The organism is Aeromonas bestiarum (assembly GCF_028751155.1).
GTDB lineage: Bacteria > Pseudomonadota > Gammaproteobacteria > Enterobacterales > Aeromonadaceae > Aeromonas > Aeromonas bestiarum.
Window position 1 is genome coordinate 4,402,501 of record NZ_CP064746.1, and the last position, 25,055, is coordinate 4,427,555.

Below are 25,055 nucleotides of genomic sequence, written 5' to 3' on the forward strand. Positions count from 1 at the left end.
TGATTCAAATTGTTAAAGAGCGACGCAACAGTGTGTTGCTGCGGGAGTGGAATTCTACTCAACCGCCTTCTCGAGTCAAGCCTTATTTTCAAAGGCTTTTCGAGGCACCGACTGGCTTTACTGCGTTGCCGCTTGCCCTGTCGATGGAGGCGCATTATAGGGAGTAGAAACTTTCTGGCAAGCAGATAATTGCAAAAAGATGGCTTTCATCAACTGTTCGCTCACAAAGCCACCAATGCGCATATTAAGCGAACGAAATCAGCCTGCAACAGGCACTGAAACGGCGAAATCGTGCAGGTTGTCGTAGATGGCATCCGCCAAGGCGATGCCGGCATCGGTTACAGGTTTGCCAGTACGCACCATGACTTTATGACCAACCTTGGCACTGGCTGCCGCTTTCAGATCGGAAGGTTTGTCGCCAACCATATAGGAACGGCTCATGTCGACGCCCAGTTCCTGTTGTGCCAGCAGCAGCATGCCGGGTTCCGGTTTGCGGCAATCACAAGGGGCGCCGTGATCCGGGTGATGTGGACAGAAATAGATACCGTCGAGATCCACATCCCGATCGGCCAATGACCAATCCATCCATTCAGTCAGGTTCATGAAGTCGTCCTCACTGAAATAGCCGCGGGCGATACCAGACTGGTTGGTGACGACGATCAACAGATAGCCTTTCTTCTTCAGCAGCTGCAGGGCTTCGATCACACCGGGCAGGAAATGGAAGTCGTCTACCTGACTGACATAACCGGTGTCTTCGTTGATGACACCGTCACGGTCCAGAAAAATGGCGGGCTTGCTCACTGGGGACTACCTCAATAAATGATTTTGCAAAGTATCTCATAGGGCACAAGGCCCAAAAAGAAAAAGGGGCGGCCGAAGCCACCCCTTTTCATGTTTGCATATAACGAATCGATTAAGCGATTACGCTAGCTACAACACCAGCACCTACGGTACGGCCACCTTCACGGATAGCGAAACGCAGGCCGTCGTCCATTGCGATCGGAGCAATCAGGGTAACAACCATTTTGATGTTGTCGCCTGGCATTACCATCTCTACGCCTTCCGGCAGTTCGATGGTACCGGTCACGTCGGTAGTACGGAAGTAGAACTGCGGACGGTAGCCTTTGAAGAACGGGGTATGACGACCACCTTCTTCTTTGGACAGCACGTACACTTCAGATTCAAACTTGGTGTGCGGCTTGATGGAGCCCGGCTTGGCCAGTACTTGACCACGCTCTACGTCTTCACGCTTAACACCACGCAGCAGCGCGCCGATGTTCTCGCCTGCACGACCTTCGTCCAGCAGTTTGCGGAACATTTCAACACCGGTACAGGTGGTAGAAACGGTGTCTTTGATACCGACGATTTCTACAGTCTCACCCACTTTGACGATACCGCGCTCAACACGACCGGTAACAACGGTACCACGGCCAGCGATGGAGAATACGTCTTCGATAGGCATCAGGAACGGCAGGTCAATTGCGCGCTCCGGCTCCGGGATGTAGGTATCCAGGTGGTTGGCCAGCTCGATGATCTTCTCTTCCCATGCAGCGTCGCCTTCCAGCGCTTTCAGCGCGGAACCACGAACTACCGGCAGGTCATCACCTGGGAAGTCATATTCGGTCAGCAGTTCACGAACTTCCATCTCGACCAGTTCGAGCAGCTCTTCGTCATCTACCATGTCGCACTTGTTCATGAACACGATCATGTACGGGATACCAACCTGGCGACCCAGCAGGATGTGCTCACGAGTTTGCGGCATCGGGCCGTCGGTCGCAGCTACTACCAGGATCGCGCCGTCCATCTGGGCAGCACCGGTGATCATGTTTTTAACGTAGTCGGCGTGACCCGGGCAATCTACGTGCGCGTAGTGACGGATGGCGGTGTCGTATTCTACGTGGGAGGTGTTGATGGTGATACCACGCTCACGCTCTTCCGGCGCCTTGTCGATCTGGTCGAAGGCGAAAGCTTTACCACCGAAGTGCTTGGCCAGCACGTTGGTGATGGCGGCGGTCAGGGTGGTTTTACCGTGGTCAACGTGGCCGATGGTGCCGACGTTTACGTGCGGTTTGTTACGCTCAAATTTTTCTTTAGACACGACGTAGTCCTTCTAGGTTAAACCCGCCTACCGTCGTAGGCGGGGAATCATAAATTACTTGGATTTGCGCTCTTCGATGACTGCCTGGGCCACGTTGTTCGGGGCGTCGGAGTACTTAGCGAATTCCATTGCGTAGGAAGCACGACCTTGGGTAGCGGAACGCAGGGCGGTCGCATAACCGAACATCTCGGCCAGCGGCACCAGGGCACGTACGATCTTGCCGGACGGGCCGTCTTCCATACCTTCGATCAGGCCACGACGACGGTTCAGGTCACCGATAACGTCGCCCATGTAATCTTCCGGAGTCTCGACTTCAACCTTCATGATCGGCTCGAGCAGGACCGGGCTTGCCTTCATGTAACCAGCCTTGAAGGCCAGGGAGGCAGCGATCTTGAACGCCAATTCGGAGGAGTCGACATCGTGGTAAGAACCGTAGTGCAGACGCACACCCAGATCCATTACCGGATAACCTGCCAGCGGGCCGGATTTCAGCTGCTCACGGATACCCTTGTCAACACCCGGGATGTATTCACCAGGAATCACGCCGCCTTTGATGTCGTTAACGAACTCATAGGCTTTGCCGGCTTCCAGCGGGTACATGTCGATGATGACGTGACCATACTGACCACGACCACCAGACTGCTTGGCGTGCTTACCTTCGATATCCTTGACGGTTTCACGAATGGTTTCACGGTAGGCAACCTGCGGCTTACCTACGTTCGCTTCAACCTTGAACTCGCGACGCATACGGTCAACGATGATGTCCAGGTGCAGCTCACCCATACCGGCGATGATGGTTTGGCCAGATTCTTCGTCAGTCCATACGCGGAAAGACGGATCTTCCTGCGCCAGACGGCCGAGCGCCAGACCCATCTTCTCTTGGTCAGCCTTGGTTTTCGGCTCAACCGCGATGGAGATTACCGGCTCAGGGAATTCCATACGCTCGAGGATGATCGGTGCTTTTTCGTCACACAGGGTGTCACCAGTGGTCACATCTTTCAGACCGATGGCAGCAGCGATATCGCCTGCGCGAACTTCTTTGATCTCTTCACGCTTGTTGGCGTGCATCTGAACGATACGGCCAAAACGCTCGCGCTTCTCTTTGACAGAGTTCAGCACGGAGTCACCGGAGTTAACTACGCCGGAGTACACGCGGAAGAAGGTCAGGTTGCCTACGAACGGGTCGGTGGCAATCTTGAATGCCAGAGCAGCGAACGGCTCTTCATCAGAAGCATGACGCTCGTCTTTGGTGACGCCGTCCAGCTTCAGGCCGTCGATGGCAGCTACGTCGGTCGGTGCCGGCAGATAGTCAACCACGGCATCCAGCATGGCCTGTACGCCCTTGTTCTTGAACGCGGAGCCACAGGTAACCAGGATGATTTCGTTGTTCAGAACGCGCAGACGAAGAGCTTTCTTGATCTCTTCTTCAGTCAGTTCTTCACCACCCAGGTATTTTTCCATCAGATCTTCAGACGCTTCAGCAGCGGCTTCGACCAGGGTCATGCGCATTTCTTGCGCTTTTTCCAGCAGCTCAGCCGGGATCTCTTCGTAATCGAAGGATACGCCCTGATCTGCTTCGCTCCAGTTGATGGCTTTCATCTTGACCAGATCGATAACGCCCTTGAAGTTCTCTTCTGAACCGATGTTCAGTTGCAGCGGAACCGGGTTACCTTTCAGGCGGGTCTTGATGTGCTCAACGCAGCGCAGATAGTTGGCACCGGTACGGTCCATCTTGTTGACGAACGCGATACGGGGAACCTTGTACTTGTTAGCCTGACGCCATACGGTCTCAGACTGTGGCTGTACGCCACCTACGGCACAGTACACCATCACGGCGCCATCCAGAACACGCATTGAACGCTCTACTTCGATAGTAAAGTCAACGTGGCCGGGGGTATCGATGATGTTGATACGGTGCGGTTGGAACTGTTTACCCATACCGGACCAGAAAGCGGTGGTCGCGGCGGAGGTGATGGTGATACCACGCTCTTGTTCCTGTTCCATCCAGTCCATGGTGGCAGCGCCATCGTGAACTTCACCGATCTTGTGACTTACACCGGTATAAAACAGAACGCGCTCGGTAGTGGTAGTCTTACCGGCGTCGATGTGAGCGGAGATACCGATGTTACGATAACGCTCAATGGGGGTTGTACGAGCCATTGTCATCCTCTTACTAGGAGCGGACTCCTAGATAACTGAAGGTGCGCAGAGCCAAAAGACCCTGCGCAAGCGGATTACCAGCGGAAGTGAGCGAAGGCCTTGTTCGCTTCAGCCATACGGTGAACGTCTTCACGTTTCTTGACAGACGAACCCTTATTGTCAGCGGCATCCAGCAGCTCGCCAGCCAAACGCTGAGCCATTGATTTTTCACCACGTTTACGAGCGGCGTCAACCAACCAGCGCATTGCCAGGGCATTGCGACGGACCGGACGAACTTCTACCGGTACCTGATAGGTTGCACCACCGACACGACGAGATTTAACCTCGACGGACGGACGAATGTTGTCCAGGGCTTCTTCGAATACGGCCAGGTGATCTTTGCCAGATTTGGTGGCAATGATGTCCAGCGCGCCATATACGATGGCTTCGGAAACAGATTTCTTACCGTCAACCATTACTACGTTGACAAATTTAGCCAGCAGCTCTGATCCGAACTTGGGATCCGGCAGGATTTTACGCTGACCAACAACACGACGTCTTGGCATTTCAAATTCTCCGTAACTTCAGGGGTTACCCAAAACTAGAAAGTTATCTAACTAGAAACGAATTAACGTTTGGCCTTACTTAACGGAGAACCATTAAGCTTTCGGACGCTTCACGCCATACTTGGAGCGAGCCTGCTTACGGTCTTTAACACCGGCACAGTCCAACGCACCACGAACGGTGTGGTAACGAACACCTGGCAAATCCTTGACACGACCGCCACGGATCAGAACAACGGAGTGTTCCTGCAGGTTGTGACCTTCACCACCGATATAGGAGGTGACTTCGAAGCCGTTGGTCAGACGTACACGGCATACTTTACGCAGTGCAGAGTTAGGCTTCTTCGGGGTGGTGGTGTATACACGGGTGCACACGCCACGCTTCTGAGGGCACGCTTCCAGCGCAGGCACGTTGCTTTTCACAACGAGCTTGATGCGTGGCTTGCGAACCAACTGGTTAATAGTTGCCATCAAAAGGCTCCTGATAATGACTTCATAAACATGTGAAAAATCCTCCCCGCAGATACGGGGACGCGAAATTTTATGCCCTGTTGTCAAGGGAGTCAAGATTTATACAATCCGTGCCGCAAAAGGGCACAATGGATCCCCTGTCAATAGTCATAACTAACTGAACTTCATCGATAAAAATGGACGCTAGCCACCCCAGGTCTGCGGTGACCCGTTTTCCGCGATCAATGCGACCAGACCGGCCATATCCAGATCCATCCCGATCCTGTGCTGCAATCCCCTCGCCTGCAAGTCTTCTCGCATCACATAGAGCGGAATAGCTGCCAGTCGCTCACCCCATTGAGGGACCGTGGCCGCGATGACGGCATCCTGCATCAGCACCAGCAGATCATCAGGCTGGCGATAGCAGAGCGCCTGTTCCAGATCCCGGCTCAGGAAGGGAGAGGTCAATATCAGCTGTATCATGAGCACCTCAGAAGCAGATGTGAATCGCGCAGTGGCTCCACTGGCGGCGGATGTCGGCACGGGAGAGGCACTCGACGGGGATCAGCAGATCATCCACCGTCAGACCGCGTTCGGCCAGCGAGTCGGCGCACACATAGACCTCCTCGATATCGTACAACTCCAGCAGCTTGAAGGTCGGTGCATAGTGGCGCTGCAAGATGGCCTGAGGCTGCTGCTCCCTGACCAGTTGCAAGACACCGTCACCGATGAGGAACAGGGCCAGCGACTCGGTCAGCGCCGAGGTCGCCAGCAAGGCATCCAGTCCTTCCCGTCCGGCGGACGTGCCATGAGGGCCGCGACGACACATAAAGGCTATCTTGTTCATCTCTCCCTCCCTAGAACTGGACAAAGCGATCGGCGGTCAGGCTGGCTTCGGCCAGCTGACCCAGCCCGCTCAGGCAGAAGGGGGCCTGCAGGTTGAATTGATCCTTGCCTGCTCCCTTCGCCTCTGTCTCATCGAGCACACCGCGCCGCATGGCGGCTGCGACGCACACATCGATACGGATCCCCTGCCCTATGGCCAGCTCGCGCCACAGGGCCACCAGGTCGGTCTCATCAGATGCCGGGGCATGCAAGCCGTTACCATTGCAGACCCCGTCCTGATAGAAAAACAGATGTGACAACCGATGGCCCTGCTCGATGAGGCTCAAGGCGAAGCGGTAGGCAGTGCTGGCCGACTGGGTACCATAGGCGGGCCCCGTTACCAGCAAGGCAAAATTCAGACTCATATCCGGACTCCTGTACGGGTGTCTGTCCATTCTACGCCAAAGACAAAAAAGCCCCTCCTGGGAGGGGCTCTTCATTCTGCCGAGGATCAGACGTAAGCAATGGCTTCGACTTCAACCAGCACATCCTTGGGCAGACGCGCCACTTCCACACAGGAACGGGCCGGGGCCGAGTCGCCAAAGTAACGGGCATATACCTGGTTAAAGGCAACGAAGTTGTTCATGTCGCTGAGGAAACAGGTGGTCTTCAGCACCTTGCCGGTATCGGCACCGGCTTCCTTCAATACTGCAACCAGGTTCTTCATCACCTGCTCGGCCTGCGCTTCGATGCCGCCAGCCACTATCTCCATGGTGGCCGGATCGAGCGGGATCTGCCCGGAGGTGAAGACCAATTCGCCCAGCTTGGTAGCCTGAACATACGGACCAATTGCGGCAGGCGCCTTGTCGGTTGCAATCACTTCTTTAGCCATTCTTATCTATCCCCTTCTATGGCGCTTACTCGTTCTCGTCTTCACCCTGCTTGCGCTGTCGGATGTACAGATAAACGGTATGTTTGGAAATATTCAATTTGTCGGCGACCAGGTTGATCGAGTCCTTGATATCAAATATGCCCTTCTCGAACAACTGGGTCACGATAAACCTGTTTTTAGCATTGTTGGCAACGGTCGGATCGCGGTTGATCTCGTCGATGGTGTTGTCCACCGTCTGGGCGACCAACTCTTCGACGCTGTTGGCAAAGGTCTCCGGCGACTGGCGCTCCACTTGCTGGGGCGTCGGGAAGAATTCGGCGACAAACTCGTGAAAAGGCGCATTGATGTGCAGGTTGATACAGATAAGACCTATCACCTGCTTGTCACTGTTCCTGATGGCGATGGTACTCGACTTCATCAGGGCGCCGGTACGGCTGCGGGCAAAATAACTCTGGGTGTAATCCTGGCCGGTATTCTCTATGTCCTTGAGCATACGCAGCGCGAGATCGGTAATGGGTGCCCCCTCATTCCGTCCCGTATTGAACCCGTTGGCAATCTTGATCACGGACTCGTGCAGATTTTCCAGGGAGTGAAGAACCACTTCACAGTGCTTGCCGAACAGTTCGGCCAAGCCTTCGATAAGCCCTCCATAGGAGCGCAACAATTCCCTGTCTTCGTCTGTAAAAGTGCGACCGCTCAGCTGCTCTTCGGGAAGCAGTACTTCCTCGATACCGACAGTCATGTTCTACCCCTGTAATAACCATTCAACTTTCCCGAGTTTTCAATTGCGAGGGGGCAATGTCAACTTTTTTTGATTTTTTACTCCCCAACCTTGCTCTGGATCATCCGAATATCCGCGTGGCGACTGGGGTTGACGAGAAAACGACCAACAAAAAGGGCCCCTTGAAGGAGCCCTTTTTCAATCACTGCAGCAGAAGATTACTCTTCGTCAAAACTGCCGGATGCGTTGAGCAGATCCGCCAGGTTTTGCTGAGCTTCATCGGCAGTCACCTGCGGTACACCGACAGCACGAGCTGCGGCGGCACGCTGGTTGATCCGGCTATGGTGGTAGGCAAAGCCGGTACCAGCCGGGATCAGACGACCCACGATCACGTTCTCTTTCAGGCCACGCAGTTCATCACGCTTGCCGCCAACGGCCGCTTCGGTCAGAACACGAGTGGTTTCCTGGAAGGAAGCCGCGGAGATGAAGGACTCTGTGCTCAGAGATGCCTTGGTAATACCCATCAGAATATGACGGAAGGTAGCCGGGGCCTTGCCCTCTGCAACCAGCTTACGGTTGGCAATCTTCACACGGGCCACTTCAACCTGCTCGCCTTCGATCAGGTCAGTGTCGCCAGCGCTCAGGATCTCGCACTTGCGCAGCATCTGACGAACGATGACTTCGATGTGCTTGTCGTTGATCTTAACGCCTTGCAGACGGTAAACGTCCTGCACTTCGTTGGCGATGTAGTTGGCAACCGGGCTGATACCGCGCAGACGCAGGATGTCGTGAGCAGACTCAGGACCGTCCGCCAGCACTTCACCCTTCTCAACTTTTTCACCTTCGAACACGTTCAGGTTACGCCACTTCGGAATCATCTCCTCGTAGACATCGCCACCATCGGTCGGGGTGATGACCAGACGGCGTTTGCCCTTGGTCTCTTTCCCGAAGGAGATGGTACCGGAGATCTCGGCCAGGATGGCAGGTTCCTTCGGTTGACGTGCTTCGAACAGATCCGCAACGCGCGGCAGACCACCGGTGATGTCCTTGGTACCACTGGATTCTTGCGGGATACGCGCTACCGCGTCACCCACACCCACGTTGGCACCATCTTCCAGGTTCACGATTGCCTTGCCCGGCAGGAAGTACTGGGCGGCGACATCGGTACCCGGGATCATGACATCTTTGCCGTTCAGGTCGACCAGTTTAACGGTCGGACGCATCTCTTTACCGGCACTCGGACGCTCGTTGACATCCAGTACGACGATAGAAGAGAGACCGGTCAGTTCGTCGGTCTGACGAGTGATGGTCACGCCATCGATCATGTGTTCGAACTGGAGGCGACCCGCCACTTCGGTGATGATCGGGTGGGTGTGCGGATCCCAGTTGGCGACAGTGTCACCGGCGCTCACGGCCTGAGTATCCTTCACTTCCAACACGGCACCGTAAGGCAGCTTGTGGCTTTCCTTGGTACGGCCCATGTCATCCATGATGGTCAGTTCGGTAGAACGGGAGGTGATAACCAGTTTGTCATCGCTGTTGTGAACGAACTTGGCGTTCTGCAGCTTGATGGTACCGGTATTCTTCACCTGGATGCTGTTCTCGGCAGCGGCTCGGGATGCGGCACCACCGATGTGGAAGGTACGCATCGTCAGCTGGGTACCCGGTTCACCGATGGACTGGGCGGCGATAACACCGACAGCCTCACCCTTGTTCACCAGGTGACCACGGGCCAGATCACGGCCGTAGCAGTGAGCACAGTTACCGAAGTCAGTTTCACAGGTGATGGCAGAACGCACCTTCACGCGGTCAACAGAGTTTTGTTCCAGCAGGTCACACAGCTGCTCGTCGAGCAGGGTGTTGCGCGCTACCAGGATCTCGTCCTCGGTACCCGGCTTGATCACGTCATCGGCAACCACACGGCCCAGCACACGCTCACGCAGCGGCTCGACCACGTCACCACCTTCGATCAGCGGAGTCATCCACAGACCTTCGATAGTGCCGCAATCGTCCTCGGTGATCACCATGTCCTGTGCCACGTCAACCAGACGACGAGTCAGGTAACCGGAGTTAGCCGTCTTCAGTGCGGTATCCGCCAGACCCTTACGGGCACCGTGAGTGGAGATGAAGTACTGCAGTACGTTCAGACCTTCGCGGAAGTTCGCGACGATCGGGGTCTCGATGATGGAGCCATCCGGCTTGGCCATCAGGCCACGCATACCGGCCAGCTGACGGATCTGGGCTGCAGAACCCCGCGCACCAGAGTCGGCCATCATGAAGATGCTGTTGAACGACGCCTGCTCTTCTTCTTCACCCAGCGAGTTGACATCACGCTCTTTGGACAAGTTCTCCATCATGGCCTTGGAGACGCGCTCGTTGGCGCTGGCCCAGATATCGATAACCTTGTTGTAGCGCTCGCCCGCGGTCACCAGGCCGGACAGGAACTGGTCCTGGATCTCGGCAACTTCGGCTTCGGCTGCGGCTATGATGTCTTTCTTGGCATCCGGGATGACCATGTCATCGATACCAACGGAAGCACCGGACAGGGCCGCATAATGGAAACCGGTATACATCAGCTGGTCAGCGAAGATAACGGTGTCCTTCAGGCCCTGCTTGCGATAGCAGGTGTTCAGCAGACGGGAGATGAGCTTTTTGCCCAGCGCCTTGTTGGATACGGACTTGATCCAGTTCTGCGGATTGGCATCCAGATCAGCCTGCTCTGCAGCAGTCAGCACCTTGGGCTCGTCGATCAGGGCGTATTCCATGCCTTTCGGCAGGATCAGGCTCAGGATCGCACGACCAACGGTGGTGTTCTTCATCTCGGTACGCTCTACCAGCGAATCATCTTCCTGACGGAGATATTCGGTGATACGCACTTTGACGCGAGCATGCAGATCGGCCAGACCGGCGCGATATACCTTCTCGGCTTCTTTCGGGCCGGCCAGCACCATACCTTCGCCCTTGGCGTTGATACGGGCACGGGTCATGTAGTACAGACCCAAGACCACGTCCTGGGAAGGAACTATGATCGGCTCACCGGAGGCTGGCGACAGGATGTTGTTGGTGGACATCATCAGGGCGCGCGCTTCGAGCTGGGCTTCCAGGGTCAGCGGTACGTGGACCGCCATCTGGTCACCATCGAAGTCCGCGTTATAGGCGGCACAGACGAGCGGGTGCAGCTGGATGGCCTTGCCTTCGATCAGGGTCGGTTCAAACGCCTGGATACCCAGACGGTGCAGGGTCGGTGCACGGTTCAGCAGGACCGGGTGTTCGCGGATCACTTCGTCCAGGATATCCCAAACGACAGCTTCTTCACGCTCCACCATCTTCTTGGCGGCCTTGATAGTGGTCGCCAGACCGCGGGATTCCAGCTTGCCATAGATGAACGGCTTGAACAGCTCCAGCGCCATCTTCTTCGGCAGACCGCACTGATGCAGACGCAGCGTCGGGCCTACGGTGATAACGGAACGACCAGAGTAGTCGACACGCTTACCCAGCAGGTTCTGACGGAAACGACCTTGCTTACCCTTGATCATATCGGCCAAGGATTTCAGCGGACGCTTGTTGGAACCTGTGATGGCACGGCCACGACGGCCGTTGTCCAGCAGGGCATCCACGGACTCTTGCAGCATGCGCTTTTCGTTGCGCACAATGATGTCCGGGGCAGCCAGGTCCAGCAGGCGCTTCAAACGGTTGTTACGGTTGATCACACGACGGTACAGATCGTTCAGATCGGAAGTCGCGAAACGGCCGCCGTCCAGCGGTACCAGCGGACGCAGGTCCGGCGGCAGCACAGGCAGCACTGTCATGATCATCCACTCCGGCTTGTTGCCGGACTGCAGGAAGGCTTCCATCAGCTTCAGGCGCTTGGTGGTCTTCTTGCGCTTGGTTTCGGAGTTGGTCTGATCCAGCTCCTCACGCATGGTCTTGACTTCGCCTTCCAGATCGATGGCTCGCAGCAATGCAAGGATTGCTTCGGCACCCATCTTGGCGTCGAATTCGTCGCCCCACTCTTCCAGTGCGTCCAGATAGTTCTCTTCGGACAGCATCTGGCTGCGCTCGAGGTTGGTCATGCCGGGCTCGATCACTACATAGGATTCGAAATACAGCACGCGCTCGATGTCACGCAGGGTCATGTCCAGCAGCAGACCGATACGGGACGGCAGGGACTTCAGGAACCAGATGTGGGCAGTCGGGCTGGCCAGCTCGATGTGGCCCATACGCTCGCGACGGACCTTGGTCTGGGTCACTTCTACGCCGCACTTCTCACAGATCACACCACGGTGTTTCAGGCGCTTGTACTTGCCGCACAGACACTCGTAGTCCTTCACCGGTCCGAAGATACGGGCGCAGAACAGACCATCACGTTCCGGCTTGAAAGTCCGGTAGTTGATGGTCTCAGGCTTTTTGACCTCACCGAATGACCAGGAGCGGATCATGTCAGGAGAGGCCAGACCGATCTTGATACTGTCAAACTCTTCGGTCTTGGTCTGAGCCTTCAAAAACTTGAGTAAGTCTTTCACGTGTTTCCCCTGTCAGGAGTCTAACCTCGGCGCCCTACTGCCAAAGCAGCAGGGCGCCCACGTCAATTCTCGAACAATAAGAGCGAGCTCTTACTCTTCGTCCAGCTCGATGTTGATACCCAGAGAGCGGATTTCCTTCAACAGTACGTTGAAGGATTCGGGCATGCCCGGCTCCATACGGTGGTCGCCATCCACGATGTTTTTGTACATCTTGGTACGGCCATTCACATCGTCAGACTTGACGGTCAGCATTTCCTGCAGGGTATATGCCGCACCGTAAGCCTCCAGGGCCCACACTTCCATCTCACCGAAACGCTGACCACCGAACTGCGCCTTACCACCCAGCGGCTGCTGGGTAACCAGGCTGTAAGAACCGGTAGAACGCGCATGCATCTTGTCGTCTACCAGGTGGTTCAGCTTCAGCATGTACATGTAACCCACGGTGACCTTACGCTCGAAAGCGTTGCCGGTACGACCGTCGAACAGGGAGATCTGACCGGATTCCGGCAGATCGGCCAGCTTCAGCAAGGCCTTGATTTCGTGCTCTTTGGCACCATCAAAGACAGGTGTAGCGACCGGCAGACCCTTGCGCAGGTTACCCACCAGGGTACGTACGTCGTCGTCAGACAGCTCGGCGATGTCCACTTGCTTGGTGTCTTTCTCGCCCAGGTCATAGACCTGTTGCAGGAAGTCACGCATCTCGTGCAGCGCGCGCTGTTCCTTGATCATGCGGTCGATCTTCTCGCCGATGCCCTTGGCCGCGAGGCCCAAGTGCACTTCGAGGATCTGACCGATGTTCATACGGGACGGTACGCCCAAGGGGTTCAGTACGATATCGACCGGACGGCCGTACTCGTCATGAGGCATATCCTCGACCGGGCAGATCTTGGAGATAACACCCTTGTTACCGTGACGGCCCGCCATCTTGTCACCCGGTTGGATGCGACGCTTGACTGCCAGGTAAACCTTGACGATTTTCAGTACGCCCGGCGCCAGATCATCACCCTGGATAATCTTGCGACGCTTGTTCTCGAACTTCTTGTCGAAGTCGGCTTTCAGCTCGATGTGCTGTTCGGCGATCTGTTCCAGCTCGATCTGCTTGGCTTCATCTTCGATGGCCAATTCAAACCACTTGGTACGATCCAGCTTGTTCAGACGATCTTCGCTGTAACCGGCGGCCAGCAGCAGGTTGCGGGAGCGGCCGAAAATGCCGTCTTCCAGGATCTTGAACTCTTCGGTCAAGTCCTTCTTCGCTTCCTTCAGCTGCATCTCTTCGATTTCTTTGGCACGCTTGTCTTTTTCCACGCCATCGCGGGTAAAGACTTGCACGTCAACCACGGTACCGTACACACCGTTCGGCACACGCAGGGAGGAGTCCTTCACATCGGAGGCCTTCTCACCGAAGATGGCGCGCAGCAGCTTCTCTTCCGGCGTCAGCTGGGTTTCACCTTTCGGTGTTACCTTGCCGACCAGGATGTCGCCGCCTTTCACTTCGGCACCCACGTAGACGATACCGGACTCGTCCAGCTTGGACAGAGCGGCTTCACCCACGTTCGGGATGTCGGCAGTGATCTCTTCCGGACCCAGCTTGGTGTCACGGGAGATACAGGCCAGTTCCTGGATATGGATGGTGGTCAGACGATCTTCCTGAACCACGCGCTCGTTTACCAAGATCGAGTCTTCGAAGTTGTAACCGTTCCACGGCATGAACGCGACGCGCAGGTTTTGGCCCAGCGCCAGTTCGCCCAGATCGGTGGACGGACCGTCAGCAACCACGTCACCCGCCATGACCGGCTCACCCAACATCACGCAAGGACGCTGGTTGATACAGGTGTTCTGGTTGGAACGGGTGTACTTGGTCAGGCTGTAGATGTCGATGCCGGCTTCGCCAGGCAGCAGTTCATCTTCGTTGACCTTGATAACGATACGGGAGGCATCGACGTAGTCGATCATGCCGCCACGCTTGGCCACTACGGTTACACCGGAGTCAACGGCCACGGCGCGTTCCATACCGGTACCTACCAGCGGCTTGTCAGCACGCAGAGTCGGTACGGCTTGACGTTGCATGTTCGAACCCATCAGGGCTCGGTTAGCATCATCGTGTTCCAGGAACGGGATCAGAGCGGCTGCCACAGATACGATCTGCTGCGGGCTCACGTCCATATACTGGATCTGGTCGGCGTTCATAAAGGTGGATTCACCTTTGTGGCGGCACGGGATCAATTCATCTTTCAGACGGCCATCTTCGGTGGTCGCGGCGTTAGCCTGTGCGATCACGTACTTGCCTTCTTCGATGGCGGACAGGTAGTCCACCTCGTCGGTGATCACACCGTCAATGACTTTACGGTACGGGGTCTCGAGGAAACCGTACTCGTTGGTACGAGAGTACACGGACAGAGAGTTGATCAGACCGATGTTCGGACCTTCAGGAGTCTCGATAGGGCACAGACGACCGTAGTGAGTCGGGTGCACATCTCGGACTTCAAAACCGGCACGCTCACGGGTCAAACCGCCCGGGCCCAGCGCAGAGATACGGCGCTTGTGGGTGACTTCGGACAGCGGGTTGTTTTGGTCCATGAACTGAGACAGCTGGCTGGAACCAAAGAACTCTTTGACTGCGGCGGAGATCGGCTTGGCGTTGATCAGATCCTGCGGCATCAGGGTGTCCAGGTCGCCCAGGGAGAGACGCTCCTTGACCGCACGCTCGACACGCACCAAACCGACACGGAACTGGTTTTCAGCCATTTCACCGACAGAACGGATACGACGGTTACCCAAGTGGTCGATATCGTCCACTTCGTCATTGCCGTTACGGATGTCGATCAGGCGCTTCATGACTTCGACTATGTCGTCTTTGGTCAGAGTGCCAGCGCCTGTCTCGTCTTCACGGGACAGACGACGGTTGAACTTCATCCGACCTACGGTAGACAGGTCGTAACGCTCGGAAGAGAAGAACAGGTTCTCGAACAACTGTTCTGCAGCTTCACGGGTAGGCGGCTCGCCCGGACGCATCATGCGATAGATTTCGACCAGCGCTTCCAAACGGCTGGAGCTGGAGTCGATACGCAGGGTCTCGGACATGTAGGCACCGTGATCCAGTTCGTTGGTGAACAGAACCTCGAAGTGCTTGAAGCCGGCTTGGGAGAGGTTGGCAACCGCTTCCAGGCTCAATGCCTGGTTGGCAGTCACTACCATTTCGCCAGTTTGCGGATGTGCGTAGTTCTTGGCAGCAACTTTGCCAACAACATACTCAACCGGTACCTCAATCTGGGTAACGGCATCCTTTTCCAACTGACGGATGTGACGCGCAGTCACACGACGACCGGTCTCAACCACCACGGCGCCATTGGCCACGATGTCAAAGGTCGCAGTTTCACCACGCAGGCGCTCGGGCACCAGATCCATCATCAACTTGCCATCTTTCACTTCGAAACCTATGGTCTCGAAGAAGTTGGCCAGGATTTCTTCGGAACTGAAGTCCAGGGCGCGCAGAATAATGGAAGCCGGCAATTTACGACGACGGTCGATACGGACAAACAGGTTGTCTTTCGCATCGAACTCGAAGTCCAGCCAGGAGCCACGGTAGGGGATAACGCGGGCGTTATACAGCACCTTACCGGATGAATGGGTTTTGCCTTTATCGTGGTCAAAGAAGACGCCCGGGCTACGGTGCAGCTGGGAGACGATTACCCGCTCGGTACCATTGATAACAAAGGTGCCGTTCTCGGTCATGAGCGGAATTTCGCCCATGTATACTTCTTGTTCCTTGATGTCTTTGACGGTGCCGGCAGCTGCTTCACGATCGTATAGAACCATACGAAGCTTGACACGCAGCGGCGCGGAGTAGGTCACTCCACGGATCTGGCATTCTTTTACGTCAAATACCGGCTCACCCAGGCGATAGCTGACATACTGAAGCTCAGCACTACCGGAGTAACTGGTGATCGGGAAAACGCTACGGAAAGCGGCCTCTAGGCCGTATTCACCTTCCGGGTCAGCCTCGATGAACTGCTTGAAGGAGTCCAGCTGAATGGACAACAGATAAGGCGTGTCCAGTACCTGGTCTCGCTTACCGAAGTCCTTACGAATGCGTTTTTTTTCGGTATAAGAGTAAACCATAGGGTTCCTCAGCTCGCTGATAAGTGACCCACTCTGTCCCGCGGGACAGCTCTGTCTCAACACCGTTTTGTGTTGGCCCGGACGATGAAACGGTCCGGATTGCTGGTGCACCGAGAGTCGTAAACGGTGTGAAATGCTCTCAGTCTACAGCGCAAAAAGGCTGGTGAACAAATATTCACCAGCCCTAGCCTGTTTTATCAGGCTAATCTACATAAATGCAGATTATTTGATCTCAACAGAAGCACCAGCTTCTTCAAGCTGCTTCTTCAGAGTTTCAGCTTCGTCTTTGGAGACGGCTTCTTTCAGGTTGGCAGGAGCGGCTTCTACCAGGTCCTTGGCTTCTTTCAGGCCCAGACCGGTAGCGGCACGAACGGCCTTGATGACGGCAACTTTGTTGGCGCCAGCAGCAGTCAGAACTACGTCGAACTCGGTTTTCTCTTCTACTGCTTCAGCAGCCGGACCGGCAGCAACAGCAACAGCGGCAGAAACGCCGAACTTCTCTTCCATAGCTTCGATCAGCTCAACAACTTCCATTACGGACATGGAAGCAACGGCTTCGATGATTTGGTCTTTAGTGATAGACATGACAAAAATTCCTGATGTTGAATAAACTCAAACAGCCTAAATAGGCGAGAATCAAGCAGCAGCTTGTTTCTGATCACGCACAGCAGCGATGGTACGAACCAGCTTGCCAGCAGAGGCTTCTTTCATAGTCGCCATCAACTTCGCAATTGCTTCGTCGTAGGTCGGCAGCGTGGCCAGACGATCAATTTGTGCTGCGGCGATAAACTCACCGTTAAAAGCGCCGGCCTTGATTTCGAACTTTTGGTTCGCTTTGGCAAACTCTTTGAACAGACGAGCGGCAGCGCCCGGGTGTTCGTTGGAGAAAGCAATCAAGGTAGGACCAGTCAATACGTCGTTCAGGCACGCAAATTCGGTACCTTCAACCGCACGACGCAGCAGGGTGTTACGCACAACGCGCATGTACACACCGGCTTCACGAGCGGTTTTACGCAGGACGGTCATCTTGTCTACAGTCACGCCGCGAGAATCGGCTACAACTGCGGACAGGGCGCCTTTGGCAGCTTCGTTGACTTCAGCAACAATTGCCTTTTTGTCTTCGAGTCCCAATGCCATTGGCTTAACTCCTGGATTGAATCTGAGTCTCATGACTCAGTACTGACACATCCCCCCTACCTTCACAACAGAGGGGAACGATGCGGTAGCAGGATTCCAGAAGAGAAAGAATCTTTCTCGCTGGGTTTCCGGCACCGTCTACGCAGGAAGGATTAAGGCTTTGCAGCCTCCTGCGGTCTTGGACGGAGGTCGAAGCCCCCAACCAATCAAGGCGCAAAATTATAGATTAAATTTTGCGCCTTGTAAAACTCATCAATTAGCCCTGAGCTTCCAGAGAAGCTTGGTCTACGGCAACACCTGCACCCATGGTGGTGGAGATGCTGACTTTCTTGATGAAGATACCTTTGGCGGAAGACGGCTTAGCCTTTTTCAGGGCAATCAGCAGCGATTCCAAGTTTTCTTTCAGCTGAACTTCGTCGAAAGAAACCTTACCCAGAGTGGTATGGATGATACCATTCTTGTCATTACGGTAACGAACCTGACCGGCTTTGGCATTCTTCACAGCTTCAGCAACGTTCGGGGTTACAGTACCGACTTTCGGGTTCGGCATCAGGCCACGCGGGCCCAAGATTTGACCCAGTTGACCAACAACACGCATGGCATCCGGGGATGCGATCACGACGTCGAAGTTCATCTCGCCTTTCTTGACCAGATCGGCCAGGTCATCCATACCAACCAGTTCAGCACCGGCAGCTTTGGCAGCTTCGGCGTTGGCACCCTGGGTGAATACGGCAACACGTACATCACGACCGGTACCGTGCGGCAGTACAGTAGCACCACGAACGTTTTGGTCAGATTTACGAGCATCGATACCCAGGTTGACAGCAACGTCAACGCTTTCAACGAACTTGGCGGTAGCCAGTTCTTTCAGCAGGGCAATGGCTTCGTTGATGGAGTACTCTTTGGTACCGTCAACTTTTTCGCGAATAACGCGCATACGCTTGGAAAGTTTTGCCATTGTCTTAATCCTCCACTACCAGGCCCATGGAACGAGCGGAGCCTGCGATGCAACGTACTTTTGCATCCAGATCGGCACCGGTCATATCCGGCTCTTTGGTCTTGGCGATTTCTTGCAGCTGGGCAACAGTCACCTTACCAACCTTGTCTTTGTTCGGCTTGGCCGAACCAGACTGGATCCCGGCAGCTTTCTTCAGCAGGAAGGCAGCAGGCGGAGTCTTGGTTTCGAAGGTGAAGGAACGGTCGCTGTAAACGGTGATCACGACCGGAGTCGGTGAACCTTTTTCCAGCTTCTCTGTACGAGCGTTGAACGCCTTACAGAATTCCATGATGTTTACACCGTGCTGACCCAGAGCAGGACCAACGGGAGGGCTGGGGTTAGCACTGCCAGCCTTAACTTGCAGCTTGATATAAGCTGTGACTTTCTTAGCCATTAGAAAAATACCTCAGAAATGGGTTCTAGCGCCTCGGAGACATGCTCCTGCAAACGGCTCCCCAACTAATAAAGGGGCAGCGAATTATAGTGACATTCGCTGCCCCTGACAACCGTTAACGTACAGAGTTTAATCAGCCCTTTTCGACCTGACCAAAATCCAGTTCTACCGGCGTTGAGCGACCGAAGATCAAAACAGAGACCTTCACGCGGCTCTTCTCGTAGTCCACCTCTTCAACGGTACCGTTGAAGTCGGCGAACGGACCGTCGGCAACCCGCACCATTTCACCCGGTTCAAACAGGGTTTTCGGACGCGGCTTGTCGTGGGCATCTTGCAGACGATTCAGGATGGCATCCGCTTCCTTATCAGAGATAGGAGCAGGACGATCAGAGGTGCCACCGATGAAGCCCATCACACGCGGTACGTTACGCACCAAGTGCCATGTGGTTTCATCCATGAGCATCTGAACCAGGACGTAGCCCGGGAAAAACTTGCGCTCACTCTTGCGCTTCTGGCCAGCACGCATCTCGACCACTTCTTCGGTCGGGACCAGCACTTCACCGAACATGTCTTCCATGCCATGCATCTTGATATGTTCGCGCAAAGACTTGGCGACCCGGCCTTCGTAGCCAGAGAATGCCTGCACGACATACCATCTCATACGTTGTTCACGTTGTTCAGTCATGGCTTATCCTTACACTCCGGTAATCAAGTTGACCAACCAGACCAAGGCACCGTCCAGAATGAACAGCAATAGCCCCATCACGGCGGTCACCGCCAGCACAATCAGGGTTGTCTGAATGGCTTCCTGACGGGTCGGCCATACGACCTTGCGGACTTCCAGGCGAGACTCACGGGCAAATGCCAGTGTCGCCTTTCCCTTGGTGGTTTGCAGGGCTACCGCACCAGCAGCAGCAATGACGACGACCACACCCAGGGCGCGGACGGCAGCGACAACATCGTTGAGCAGATAATTACCTACTACAGCGGCCGCCAGGATGATGAAAACCAGGCCCCAAAGCAGGGTATCCTTGCTTCCGCCCTGGCTCTCAGAACTAACACTCATACAACCCACCTGTATCTGACGTAACCAAAGACACAAAAGCCCCGTACGAGACGAGGTATATGGCAGGGGCGGCAGGACTCGAACCCGCAACCATCGGTTTTGGAGACCGCTGTTCTACCAATTCGAACTACGCCCCTACATAAGAAAGCCCCTATTATAGGGGCTTTGCTTTATTTATGTAAGCCAAAGATTAAGCGATTACGCTGGCTACAACACCGGCACCTACGGTACGGCCACCTTCACGGATGGCGAAACGCAGGCCGTCGTCCATCGCGATCGGCGCAATCAGGGTAACAACCATTTTGATGTTGTCGCCTGGCATTACCATCTCTACGCCTTCCGGCAGTTCGATGGTACCGGTCACGTCGGTAGTACGGAAGTAGAACTGCGGACGGTAGCCTTTGAAGAACGGGGTATGACGACCACCTTCTTCTTTGGACAGCACGTACACTTCAGATTCAAACTTGGTGTGCGGCTTGATGGAGCCCGGCTTGGCCAGTACTTGACCACGCTCTACGTCTTCACGCTTGACGCCACGCAGCAGCGCGCCGATGTTCTCGCCTGCACGACCTTCGTCCAGCAGTTTGCGGAACATTTCAACACCGGTACAGGTGGTAGAAACGGTGTCTTTGATACCGACGATTTCTACAGTCTCACCCACTTTGACGATACCGCGCTCAACACGACCGGTAACAACGGTACCACGGCCAGCGATGGAGAATACGTCTTCGATAGGCATCAGGAACGGCAGGTCAATTGCGCGCTCCGGCTCCGGGATGTAGGTATCCAGGTGGTTGGCCAGCTCGATGATCTTCTCTTCCCATGCAGCGTCGCCTTCCAGCGCTTTCAGCGCGGAACCACGAACTACCGGCAGGTCATCACCCGGGAAGTCATATTCGGTCAGCAGTTCACGAACTTCCATCTCGACCAGTTCGAGCAGCTCTTCGTCATCTACCATGTCGCACTTGTTCATGAACACGATCATGTACGGGATACCAACCTGGCGACCCAGCAGGATGTGCTCACGAGTTTGCGGCATCGGGCCGTCGGTCGCAGCTACTACCAAGATCGCGCCGTCCATCTGGGCAGCACCGGTGATCATGTTTTTAACGTAGTCGGCGTGACCCGGGCAATCTACGTGCGCGTAGTGACGGATGGCGGTGTCGTATTCTACGTGGGAGGTGTTGATGGTGATACCACGCTCACGCTCTTCCGGCGCCTTGTCGATCTGGTCGAAGGCGAAAGCTTTACCACCGAAGTGCTTGGCCAGCACGTTGGTGATGGCGGCGGTCAGGGTGGTTTTACCGTGGTCAACGTGGCCGATGGTACCCACGTTAACGTGCGGTTTATTACGCTCAAATTTTTCTTTAGACATGATCGTCCCTCTAAACTAACGCTGAGTACGCGGTGGCAAGCTAACCACAGAACAGTTTATATGATGGATTTGAATCTGGTGGGGAAGAGAGGTTGGTGCTGACAGCCAGGTTCGATTGCCGAACTCACCCTGAGGTGTGACTCTTGGTATCGCCTGAGCCGTATCAGCATCTTGGAGCGGGCAGCGGGAATCGAACCCGCATCATCAGCTTGGAAGGCTGAGGTAATAGCCATTATACGATGCCCGCATTTCTCTAACCCAAAGAACTCAAACCGCAGAGAAATATGGTGGAGGGAGAAGGATTCGAACCTTCGAAGGCAGAGCCGTCAGATTTACAGTCTGATCCCTTTGGCCGCTCGGGAACCCCTCCAGTGCATAAATGCCACAACGGTAATTCTGCTTGCACCCGTTGTTTTGTCGCTTTTGCCGGGCAAATAGGCGACAGACATCCAAGCGTCGCGCATTTTATTGTAAGGATTTTGGGGATGCAACCATTGCGCCTTGCAAAATGTGCATTATTGCCGGGAAGCATGCAAAAAAGGACTCACTCTCTCCTCGAATCCGCCGCGTCTCTTGTCGCTCCCCACCCCTTGGTGTATGGTCGCCCTGCCCAAGAAACAGTGATGACACCATGACGACAGAGCATAACCCCTATCTGCAATTCACCCGCGAACAATGGGCGTTATTGCGCGATGCTGTCCCCCTGACCCTGACCGAACACGATCTGCAGACCCTGCGCGGGATCAACGAGAAGGTGTCATTGCAGGAGGTGGAAGAGATCTATCTGCCCCTCTCCCGCCTGCTCAATCTCTACGTCAAGGCCAAGCAGCGCCGCAGCCGGGTACTGGAGCAGTTCCTCGGCCAGTCGCGCGGCAAGGGCACCTACATCATCAGCATCGCCGGCAGCGTGGCGGGGGGAAAGAGCACCACGGCCCGCATCATGCAGGCGCTGCTGGAGCGATGGCCCGAACACCCGAGGGTGGAGCTGGTCACCACGGATGGCTTCCTCTATCCCAACAAGGTGCTGGAAGAGCGCGGCCTGATGCGTCGCAAGGGCTTCCCGGAATCCTACGACATCCGTCATCTGGTCGAATTTGTCGCCAATATCCGGGCCGGCCACGAGAAGGTCGAGGCCCCCGTCTACTCCCACCTCATCTACGACATCATCCCCGATGAGAAGAAGGTAGTGGAGCAGCCTGACATATTGATCCTGGAAGGACTCAATGTGCTGCAAAGCGGCATGGATTACCCGCAGGAACCCCATCGCGTCTTCGTGTCGGATTTTGTCGACTTCTCCATTTATGTGGATGCCGAGGCCGAGTTGCTGCGCACCTGGTATGTCGAGCGCTTCCTCAAGTTCCGCAGCGGCGCCTTCTCGGATCCGGACTCCTACTTCCATCACTACGCCAAACTGGCGGAGAGTGAAGCCAGCAAGATTGCCAACACCATATGGCAAGATATCAACTATCTGAATCTGCAGGAAAACATCCTGCCAACCCGGGAACGGGCCAACCTGATCCTGACCAAGGGCCACGAGCACGCCATCGAGCAGATCAAGCTGCGCAAGTGATGGCCGAGGCACACAGTACCTGAACGAAGAGGGGGCCCGCAGGCCCCCTCTTTCATTGCTGTCGCTGTGACAAGGACTCAGTCGCCCCGGCGCAGGGAGATTTCACCCCCCAGATAGAATCTTGTCCCTTCACCTGTCTCCAGGCGCAGGGCGCCGCGATCGTCTATGCCGCGAGCCACCCCGCGGATCTCCTGCTCCCCCATCAGGAGGCGCACCGGTCGGCCGGCGAAGTGATCGAGCCGGTTCCAGTCGTCGACAAAGCTGGCCAGGCCGCTCTGCTCGAAGGTGACCATGGCCTGTTGCAGGTACTCGATCATGCGGGCGGCCAGCAGATTGCGATCCACCAGTTCCGGCTGTATGTGGCGCAGCTCGGACCAGGCCTGATCGATCCTTTCCCCCTCCCGGGCCGGCATCGCCAGATTGAGGCCGACCCCGATCACCAGGTTGCAGCTGGCACCGGCGCTGCCGCTCATCTCCACCAGAATGCCCGCCAGCTTGCGGCCCTGATAATAGAGATCGTTCGGCCACTTCAGCTCGACCCCCGGATAACCGAGCGACTCCAGCGCCTGCACCACGGCCACACCGACTGCCAGACTCAGGCCCATGGCCGCCGCCATGCCCTGCTCGAGCCGCCAGTACATGCTGAGGATCAGCTGGCAGCCGAAGGGAGAGACCCAGGGCTTGCCACGGCGACCGCGCCCCGCTGTCTGGCACTCGGCCAGACAGCTCTCGCCGGACTGCAGCTGGTTGACCCGCTCCAGCAGGTACTGGTTGGTGGAGTCGATCACCGGGAAGCAATGCACCGGCGCCATGGGAGCCAGCGCCTGCAACTGCACCTGATCGTACAGCGCCATGGGCACCGCCAGCCGATAGCCCTTGCCGGTCAGGCTGAACAGATCCAGCCCCAGCTCCTTGAGCGCGGCCATGTGCTTGCTCACGGCCGCACGGCTGATGCCGAGCTGCTCGCCGAGCTGCTCGCCTGAGTGGAACTGACCATCGCTGAGCAGGGTGATCAGCGTATGTCTGGTGGGAGTCAGAGTCATGCCAGTACCTCATCGAGCCAAGTCTCACCGGTCAGGCCCATGAAGCGCACCTCGTGCTTCAGCACCACCCCGAATTTCTGCTCCACGCTGTCGCGCACATGGGCCGCCAGGGCGATGAGCTCCATGGCGCTGGCGCCCCCCAGGTTGACCAGCACCAGCGCCTGCTCCTGATGGACGGCGGCGCGGCCGATGGCAAAGCCCTTGAGGCCGCACTGATCGATGAGCCAGCCCGCGGCCAGCTTGGCCTGCCCTTCCCCGGCCGGGTAGCAGGGCATGTGCGGATACTGCTGCTTGAGCGTGTCGGCCAGCGCCCTCGTCACCACTGGGTTCTTGAAGAAGCTGCCCGCGTTGCCGAGCACGGCGGGATCCGGCAGCTTGGCACGACGGGTGGCGCAGACGGTATCGAAGATGGCCTGCGCGGTGGGCGCGTCCCCGAGCGCCGCCAGCGGACCGTAACCCAGCACCGGCGTCCAGGCCTTGGGCAGGCGCAGGCCGACGGCGGTGATAAAGTGGCTGTCCTGATATTCGTGCTTGAAGATGCTGTCGCGGTAGCCAAAGTGACAGTCGGCGGCATCGATGCGCTCCAGCTGGCCACTCTGCCAGTTGAACGCCTCGACATAGGTACAGAAGCTGGCCAGCTCGACCCCGTAGGCGCCTATGTTCTGCACAGGCGCGGCGCCGACCGTGCCCGGGATCAGCGCCAGATTCTCCAGGCCGTACCAGCCCTGTTGCAGGGCGTGGCACACCAGCTGATGCCACTCTTCCCCGGCCGCCACGTGCAGCAGCCAGTGTTCCCCCCCATCCTGCAGCTGGATGCCCTTCAAACGGTTGAGCACAACCAGTCCGGCAAAATCATTGCAAAACAGCACATTGCTGCCACCACCCAGCACCAGGCGAGGCAGGTCGGTCAGTTCAGGCTTGGTCACGAGTTGCTGCAGGTCGTCGACCTGTGCCACCTCCGCCAACCAGAGGCAATGGGCATCGAGGGCGAGGGTGTTGAGCGTCAACAAGGAGGCGTGAGGGGTGAGTTTCATCTGCGTGTCCCGACAATGGCGAGCGGGCAGTCTACCTTATATTCCCGCCGGACGAAAAATCCGGCCCTCTTTTCGGACTCGATCCGCTGGAGTAGAGTATGCGGCTCCG

At 56.2% G+C, this 25,055-nt stretch carries 22 protein-coding genes and 3 tRNA genes; 1 reads left to right on the forward strand and 24 read right to left on the reverse strand.

Annotation, left to right across the window (positions count from 1 at the left end; all coding sequences use genetic code 11):
• Window positions 1-258 precede the first annotated feature (258 nt).
• The 22 genes from gmhB to IU367_RS20525 all read right to left on the reverse strand — a co-directional run bounded on the left by gmhB (window position 259) and on the right by IU367_RS20525 (window position 21,669).
• A complete protein-coding gene (gene gmhB, locus IU367_RS20420; protein ID WP_274452946.1) occupies window positions 259-801 on the reverse strand; it encodes a D-glycero-beta-D-manno-heptose 1,7-bisphosphate 7-phosphatase in 543 nt (180 codons plus the stop codon).
• Between the two features lie 112 nt (window positions 802-913).
• Entirely contained in the window at window positions 914-2,098 is a 1,185-nt protein-coding gene (gene tuf, locus IU367_RS20425; RefSeq protein WP_011898272.1) for an elongation factor Tu, read from the reverse strand.
• 54 nt (window positions 2,099-2,152) lie between these two features.
• Entirely contained in the window at window positions 2,153-4,258 is a 2,106-nt protein-coding gene (fusA, locus tag IU367_RS20430; RefSeq protein WP_043142611.1) for an elongation factor G, read from the reverse strand.
• Between the two features lie 74 nt (window positions 4,259-4,332).
• On the reverse strand, window positions 4,333-4,803 hold the full coding sequence (rpsG, locus tag IU367_RS20435) for a 30S ribosomal protein S7 (protein ID WP_005901834.1): 471 nt from the start codon (window positions 4,801-4,803) through the stop codon (window positions 4,333-4,335).
• A gap of 93 nt (window positions 4,804-4,896) precedes the next feature.
• Window positions 4,897-5,271 (reverse strand): 30S ribosomal protein S12, encoded by a 375-nt coding sequence (gene rpsL, locus IU367_RS20440; RefSeq protein ID WP_005306278.1) that lies wholly within the window; start codon window positions 5,269-5,271, stop codon window positions 4,897-4,899.
• A gap of 183 nt (window positions 5,272-5,454) precedes the next feature.
• On the reverse strand, window positions 5,455-5,733 hold the full coding sequence (gene tusB, locus IU367_RS20445) for a sulfurtransferase complex subunit TusB (RefSeq protein ID WP_043554908.1): 279 nt from the start codon (window positions 5,731-5,733) through the stop codon (window positions 5,455-5,457).
• 7 nt (window positions 5,734-5,740) lie between these two features.
• Window positions 5,741-6,097 carry a sulfurtransferase complex subunit TusC gene (gene tusC, locus IU367_RS20450; RefSeq protein WP_274452947.1) on the reverse strand — a complete coding sequence of 119 codons (357 nt, stop codon included), beginning with the start codon at window positions 6,095-6,097 and terminating at the stop codon, window positions 5,741-5,743.
• Window positions 6,098-6,107: 10 nt separating this feature from the next.
• Window positions 6,108-6,500 (reverse strand): sulfurtransferase complex subunit TusD, encoded by a 393-nt coding sequence (tusD, locus tag IU367_RS20455; RefSeq protein WP_241281094.1) that lies wholly within the window; start codon window positions 6,498-6,500, stop codon window positions 6,108-6,110.
• Between the two features lie 86 nt (window positions 6,501-6,586).
• Window positions 6,587-6,967: a RidA family protein gene (locus IU367_RS20460; RefSeq protein WP_042036016.1), complete on the reverse strand. Its 381-nt coding sequence runs from the start codon at window positions 6,965-6,967 to the stop codon at window positions 6,587-6,589.
• Between the two features lie 25 nt (window positions 6,968-6,992).
• Window positions 6,993-7,709 (reverse strand): helix-turn-helix transcriptional regulator, encoded by a 717-nt coding sequence (locus IU367_RS20465; protein ID WP_043554914.1) that lies wholly within the window; start codon window positions 7,707-7,709, stop codon window positions 6,993-6,995.
• 197 nt (window positions 7,710-7,906) lie between these two features.
• Window positions 7,907-12,211, reverse strand: coding sequence for a DNA-directed RNA polymerase subunit beta' (rpoC, locus tag IU367_RS20470; protein ID WP_043142620.1), 4,305 nt, complete (start codon window positions 12,209-12,211; stop codon window positions 7,907-7,909).
• A gap of 90 nt (window positions 12,212-12,301) precedes the next feature.
• Window positions 12,302-16,330 (reverse strand): DNA-directed RNA polymerase subunit beta, encoded by a 4,029-nt coding sequence (rpoB, locus tag IU367_RS20475; protein WP_042867349.1) that lies wholly within the window; start codon window positions 16,328-16,330, stop codon window positions 12,302-12,304.
• A 222-nt stretch (window positions 16,331-16,552) separates the two neighbouring features.
• Window positions 16,553-16,915, reverse strand: coding sequence for a 50S ribosomal protein L7/L12 (gene rplL / locus IU367_RS20480; RefSeq protein WP_042036012.1), 363 nt, complete (start codon window positions 16,913-16,915; stop codon window positions 16,553-16,555).
• 51 nt (window positions 16,916-16,966) lie between these two features.
• On the reverse strand, window positions 16,967-17,467 hold the full coding sequence (gene rplJ, locus IU367_RS20485; RefSeq protein ID WP_005318563.1) for a 50S ribosomal protein L10: 501 nt from the start codon (window positions 17,465-17,467) through the stop codon (window positions 16,967-16,969).
• A gap of 256 nt (window positions 17,468-17,723) precedes the next feature.
• Window positions 17,724-18,425, reverse strand: a complete 702-nt coding sequence (gene rplA / locus IU367_RS20490; RefSeq protein WP_042036011.1) for a 50S ribosomal protein L1 — start codon at window positions 18,423-18,425, stop codon at window positions 17,724-17,726.
• A gap of 4 nt (window positions 18,426-18,429) precedes the next feature.
• Window positions 18,430-18,858, reverse strand: a complete 429-nt coding sequence (gene rplK, locus IU367_RS20495; RefSeq protein ID WP_005318556.1) for a 50S ribosomal protein L11 — start codon at window positions 18,856-18,858, stop codon at window positions 18,430-18,432.
• A gap of 133 nt (window positions 18,859-18,991) precedes the next feature.
• Window positions 18,992-19,543 carry a transcription termination/antitermination protein NusG gene (nusG, locus tag IU367_RS20500; RefSeq protein WP_005318554.1) on the reverse strand — a complete coding sequence of 184 codons (552 nt, stop codon included), beginning with the start codon at window positions 19,541-19,543 and terminating at the stop codon, window positions 18,992-18,994.
• A gap of 9 nt (window positions 19,544-19,552) precedes the next feature.
• Complete coding sequence (gene secE / locus IU367_RS20505) at window positions 19,553-19,924, reverse strand: preprotein translocase subunit SecE (protein ID WP_011707705.1); 372 nt, start codon at window positions 19,922-19,924, stop codon at window positions 19,553-19,555.
• Between the two features lie 60 nt (window positions 19,925-19,984).
• A tRNA-Trp gene (locus IU367_RS20510) sits at window positions 19,985-20,061 on the reverse strand.
• 53 nt (window positions 20,062-20,114) lie between these two features.
• Window positions 20,115-21,299, reverse strand: a complete 1,185-nt coding sequence (tuf, locus tag IU367_RS20515) for an elongation factor Tu (protein ID WP_011898272.1) — start codon at window positions 21,297-21,299, stop codon at window positions 20,115-20,117.
• A gap of 172 nt (window positions 21,300-21,471) precedes the next feature.
• Window positions 21,472-21,546, reverse strand: a tRNA-Gly gene (locus tag IU367_RS20520).
• A 38-nt stretch (window positions 21,547-21,584) separates the two neighbouring features.
• Window positions 21,585-21,669, reverse strand: a tRNA-Tyr gene (locus IU367_RS20525).
• A 261-nt stretch (window positions 21,670-21,930) separates the two neighbouring features.
• On the opposite strand from IU367_RS20525, the gene coaA reads away from it, so the two are divergent.
• Window positions 21,931-22,869 carry a type I pantothenate kinase gene (gene coaA, locus IU367_RS20530; protein ID WP_042036009.1) on the forward strand — a complete coding sequence of 313 codons (939 nt, stop codon included), beginning with the start codon at window positions 21,931-21,933 and terminating at the stop codon, window positions 22,867-22,869.
• Between the two features lie 77 nt (window positions 22,870-22,946).
• Here coaA and birA read toward each other — a convergent pair whose 3' ends face one another.
• On the reverse strand, window positions 22,947-23,912 hold the full coding sequence (gene birA, locus IU367_RS20535; protein WP_274452949.1) for a bifunctional biotin--[acetyl-CoA-carboxylase] ligase/biotin operon repressor BirA: 966 nt from the start codon (window positions 23,910-23,912) through the stop codon (window positions 22,947-22,949).
• Entirely contained in the window at window positions 23,909-24,946 is a 1,038-nt protein-coding gene (murB, locus tag IU367_RS20540; RefSeq protein WP_274452951.1) for a UDP-N-acetylmuramate dehydrogenase, read from the reverse strand. Before murB ends, birA begins: the two co-directional genes overlap by 4 nt.
• Between the last annotated feature and the right edge of the window lie 109 nt (window positions 24,947-25,055).

Excerpts from the sequence above, each read along its gene's own strand:
- tusC (WP_274452947.1), bottom strand. The coding sequence starts at position 6,097 with ATGAACAAGATAGCCTTTATGTGTCGTCGCGGCCCTCATGGCACGTCC.
- rplK (WP_005318556.1), bottom strand. The coding sequence starts at position 18,858 with ATGGCTAAGAAAGTCACAGCTTATATCAAGCTGCAAGTTAAGGCTGGC.
- tuf (WP_011898272.1), bottom strand. The coding sequence starts at position 21,299 with ATGTCTAAAGAAAAATTTGAGCGTAATAAACCGCACGTTAACGTGGGT.
- rpsG (WP_005901834.1), bottom strand. The coding sequence starts at position 4,803 with ATGCCAAGACGTCGTGTTGTTGGTCAGCGTAAAATCCTGCCGGATCCC.
- rpsL (WP_005306278.1), bottom strand. The coding sequence starts at position 5,271 with ATGGCAACTATTAACCAGTTGGTTCGCAAGCCACGCATCAAGCTCGTT.
- tusD (WP_241281094.1), bottom strand. The coding sequence starts at position 6,500 with ATGAGTCTGAATTTTGCCTTGCTGGTAACGGGGCCCGCCTATGGTACC.
- fusA (WP_043142611.1), bottom strand. The coding sequence starts at position 4,258 with ATGGCTCGTACAACCCCCATTGAGCGTTATCGTAACATCGGTATCTCC.
- birA (WP_274452949.1), bottom strand. The coding sequence starts at position 23,912 with ATGACTCTGACTCCCACCAGACATACGCTGATCACCCTGCTCAGCGAT.
- coaA (WP_042036009.1), top strand. The coding sequence starts at position 21,931 with ATGACGACAGAGCATAACCCCTATCTGCAATTCACCCGCGAACAATGG.
- rplA (WP_042036011.1), bottom strand. The coding sequence starts at position 18,425 with ATGGCAAAACTTTCCAAGCGTATGCGCGTTATTCGCGAAAAAGTTGAC.
- tusB (WP_043554908.1), bottom strand. The coding sequence starts at position 5,733 with ATGATACAGCTGATATTGACCTCTCCCTTCCTGAGCCGGGATCTGGAA.
- murB (WP_274452951.1), bottom strand. The coding sequence starts at position 24,946 with ATGAAACTCACCCCTCACGCCTCCTTGTTGACGCTCAACACCCTCGCC.
- rplL (WP_042036012.1), bottom strand. The coding sequence starts at position 16,915 with ATGTCTATCACTAAAGACCAAATCATCGAAGCCGTTGCTTCCATGTCC.
- rpoB (WP_042867349.1), bottom strand. The coding sequence starts at position 16,330 with ATGGTTTACTCTTATACCGAAAAAAAACGCATTCGTAAGGACTTCGGT.
- IU367_RS20465 (WP_043554914.1), bottom strand. The coding sequence starts at position 7,709 with ATGACTGTCGGTATCGAGGAAGTACTGCTTCCCGAAGAGCAGCTGAGC.
- nusG (WP_005318554.1), bottom strand. The coding sequence starts at position 19,543 with ATGACTGAACAACGTGAACAACGTATGAGATGGTATGTCGTGCAGGCA.
- rplJ (WP_005318563.1), bottom strand. The coding sequence starts at position 17,467 with ATGGCATTGGGACTCGAAGACAAAAAGGCAATTGTTGCTGAAGTCAAC.
- IU367_RS20460 (WP_042036016.1), bottom strand. The coding sequence starts at position 6,967 with ATGGCTAAAGAAGTGATTGCAACCGACAAGGCGCCTGCCGCAATTGGT.
- secE (WP_011707705.1), bottom strand. The coding sequence starts at position 19,924 with ATGAGTGTTAGTTCTGAGAGCCAGGGCGGAAGCAAGGATACCCTGCTT.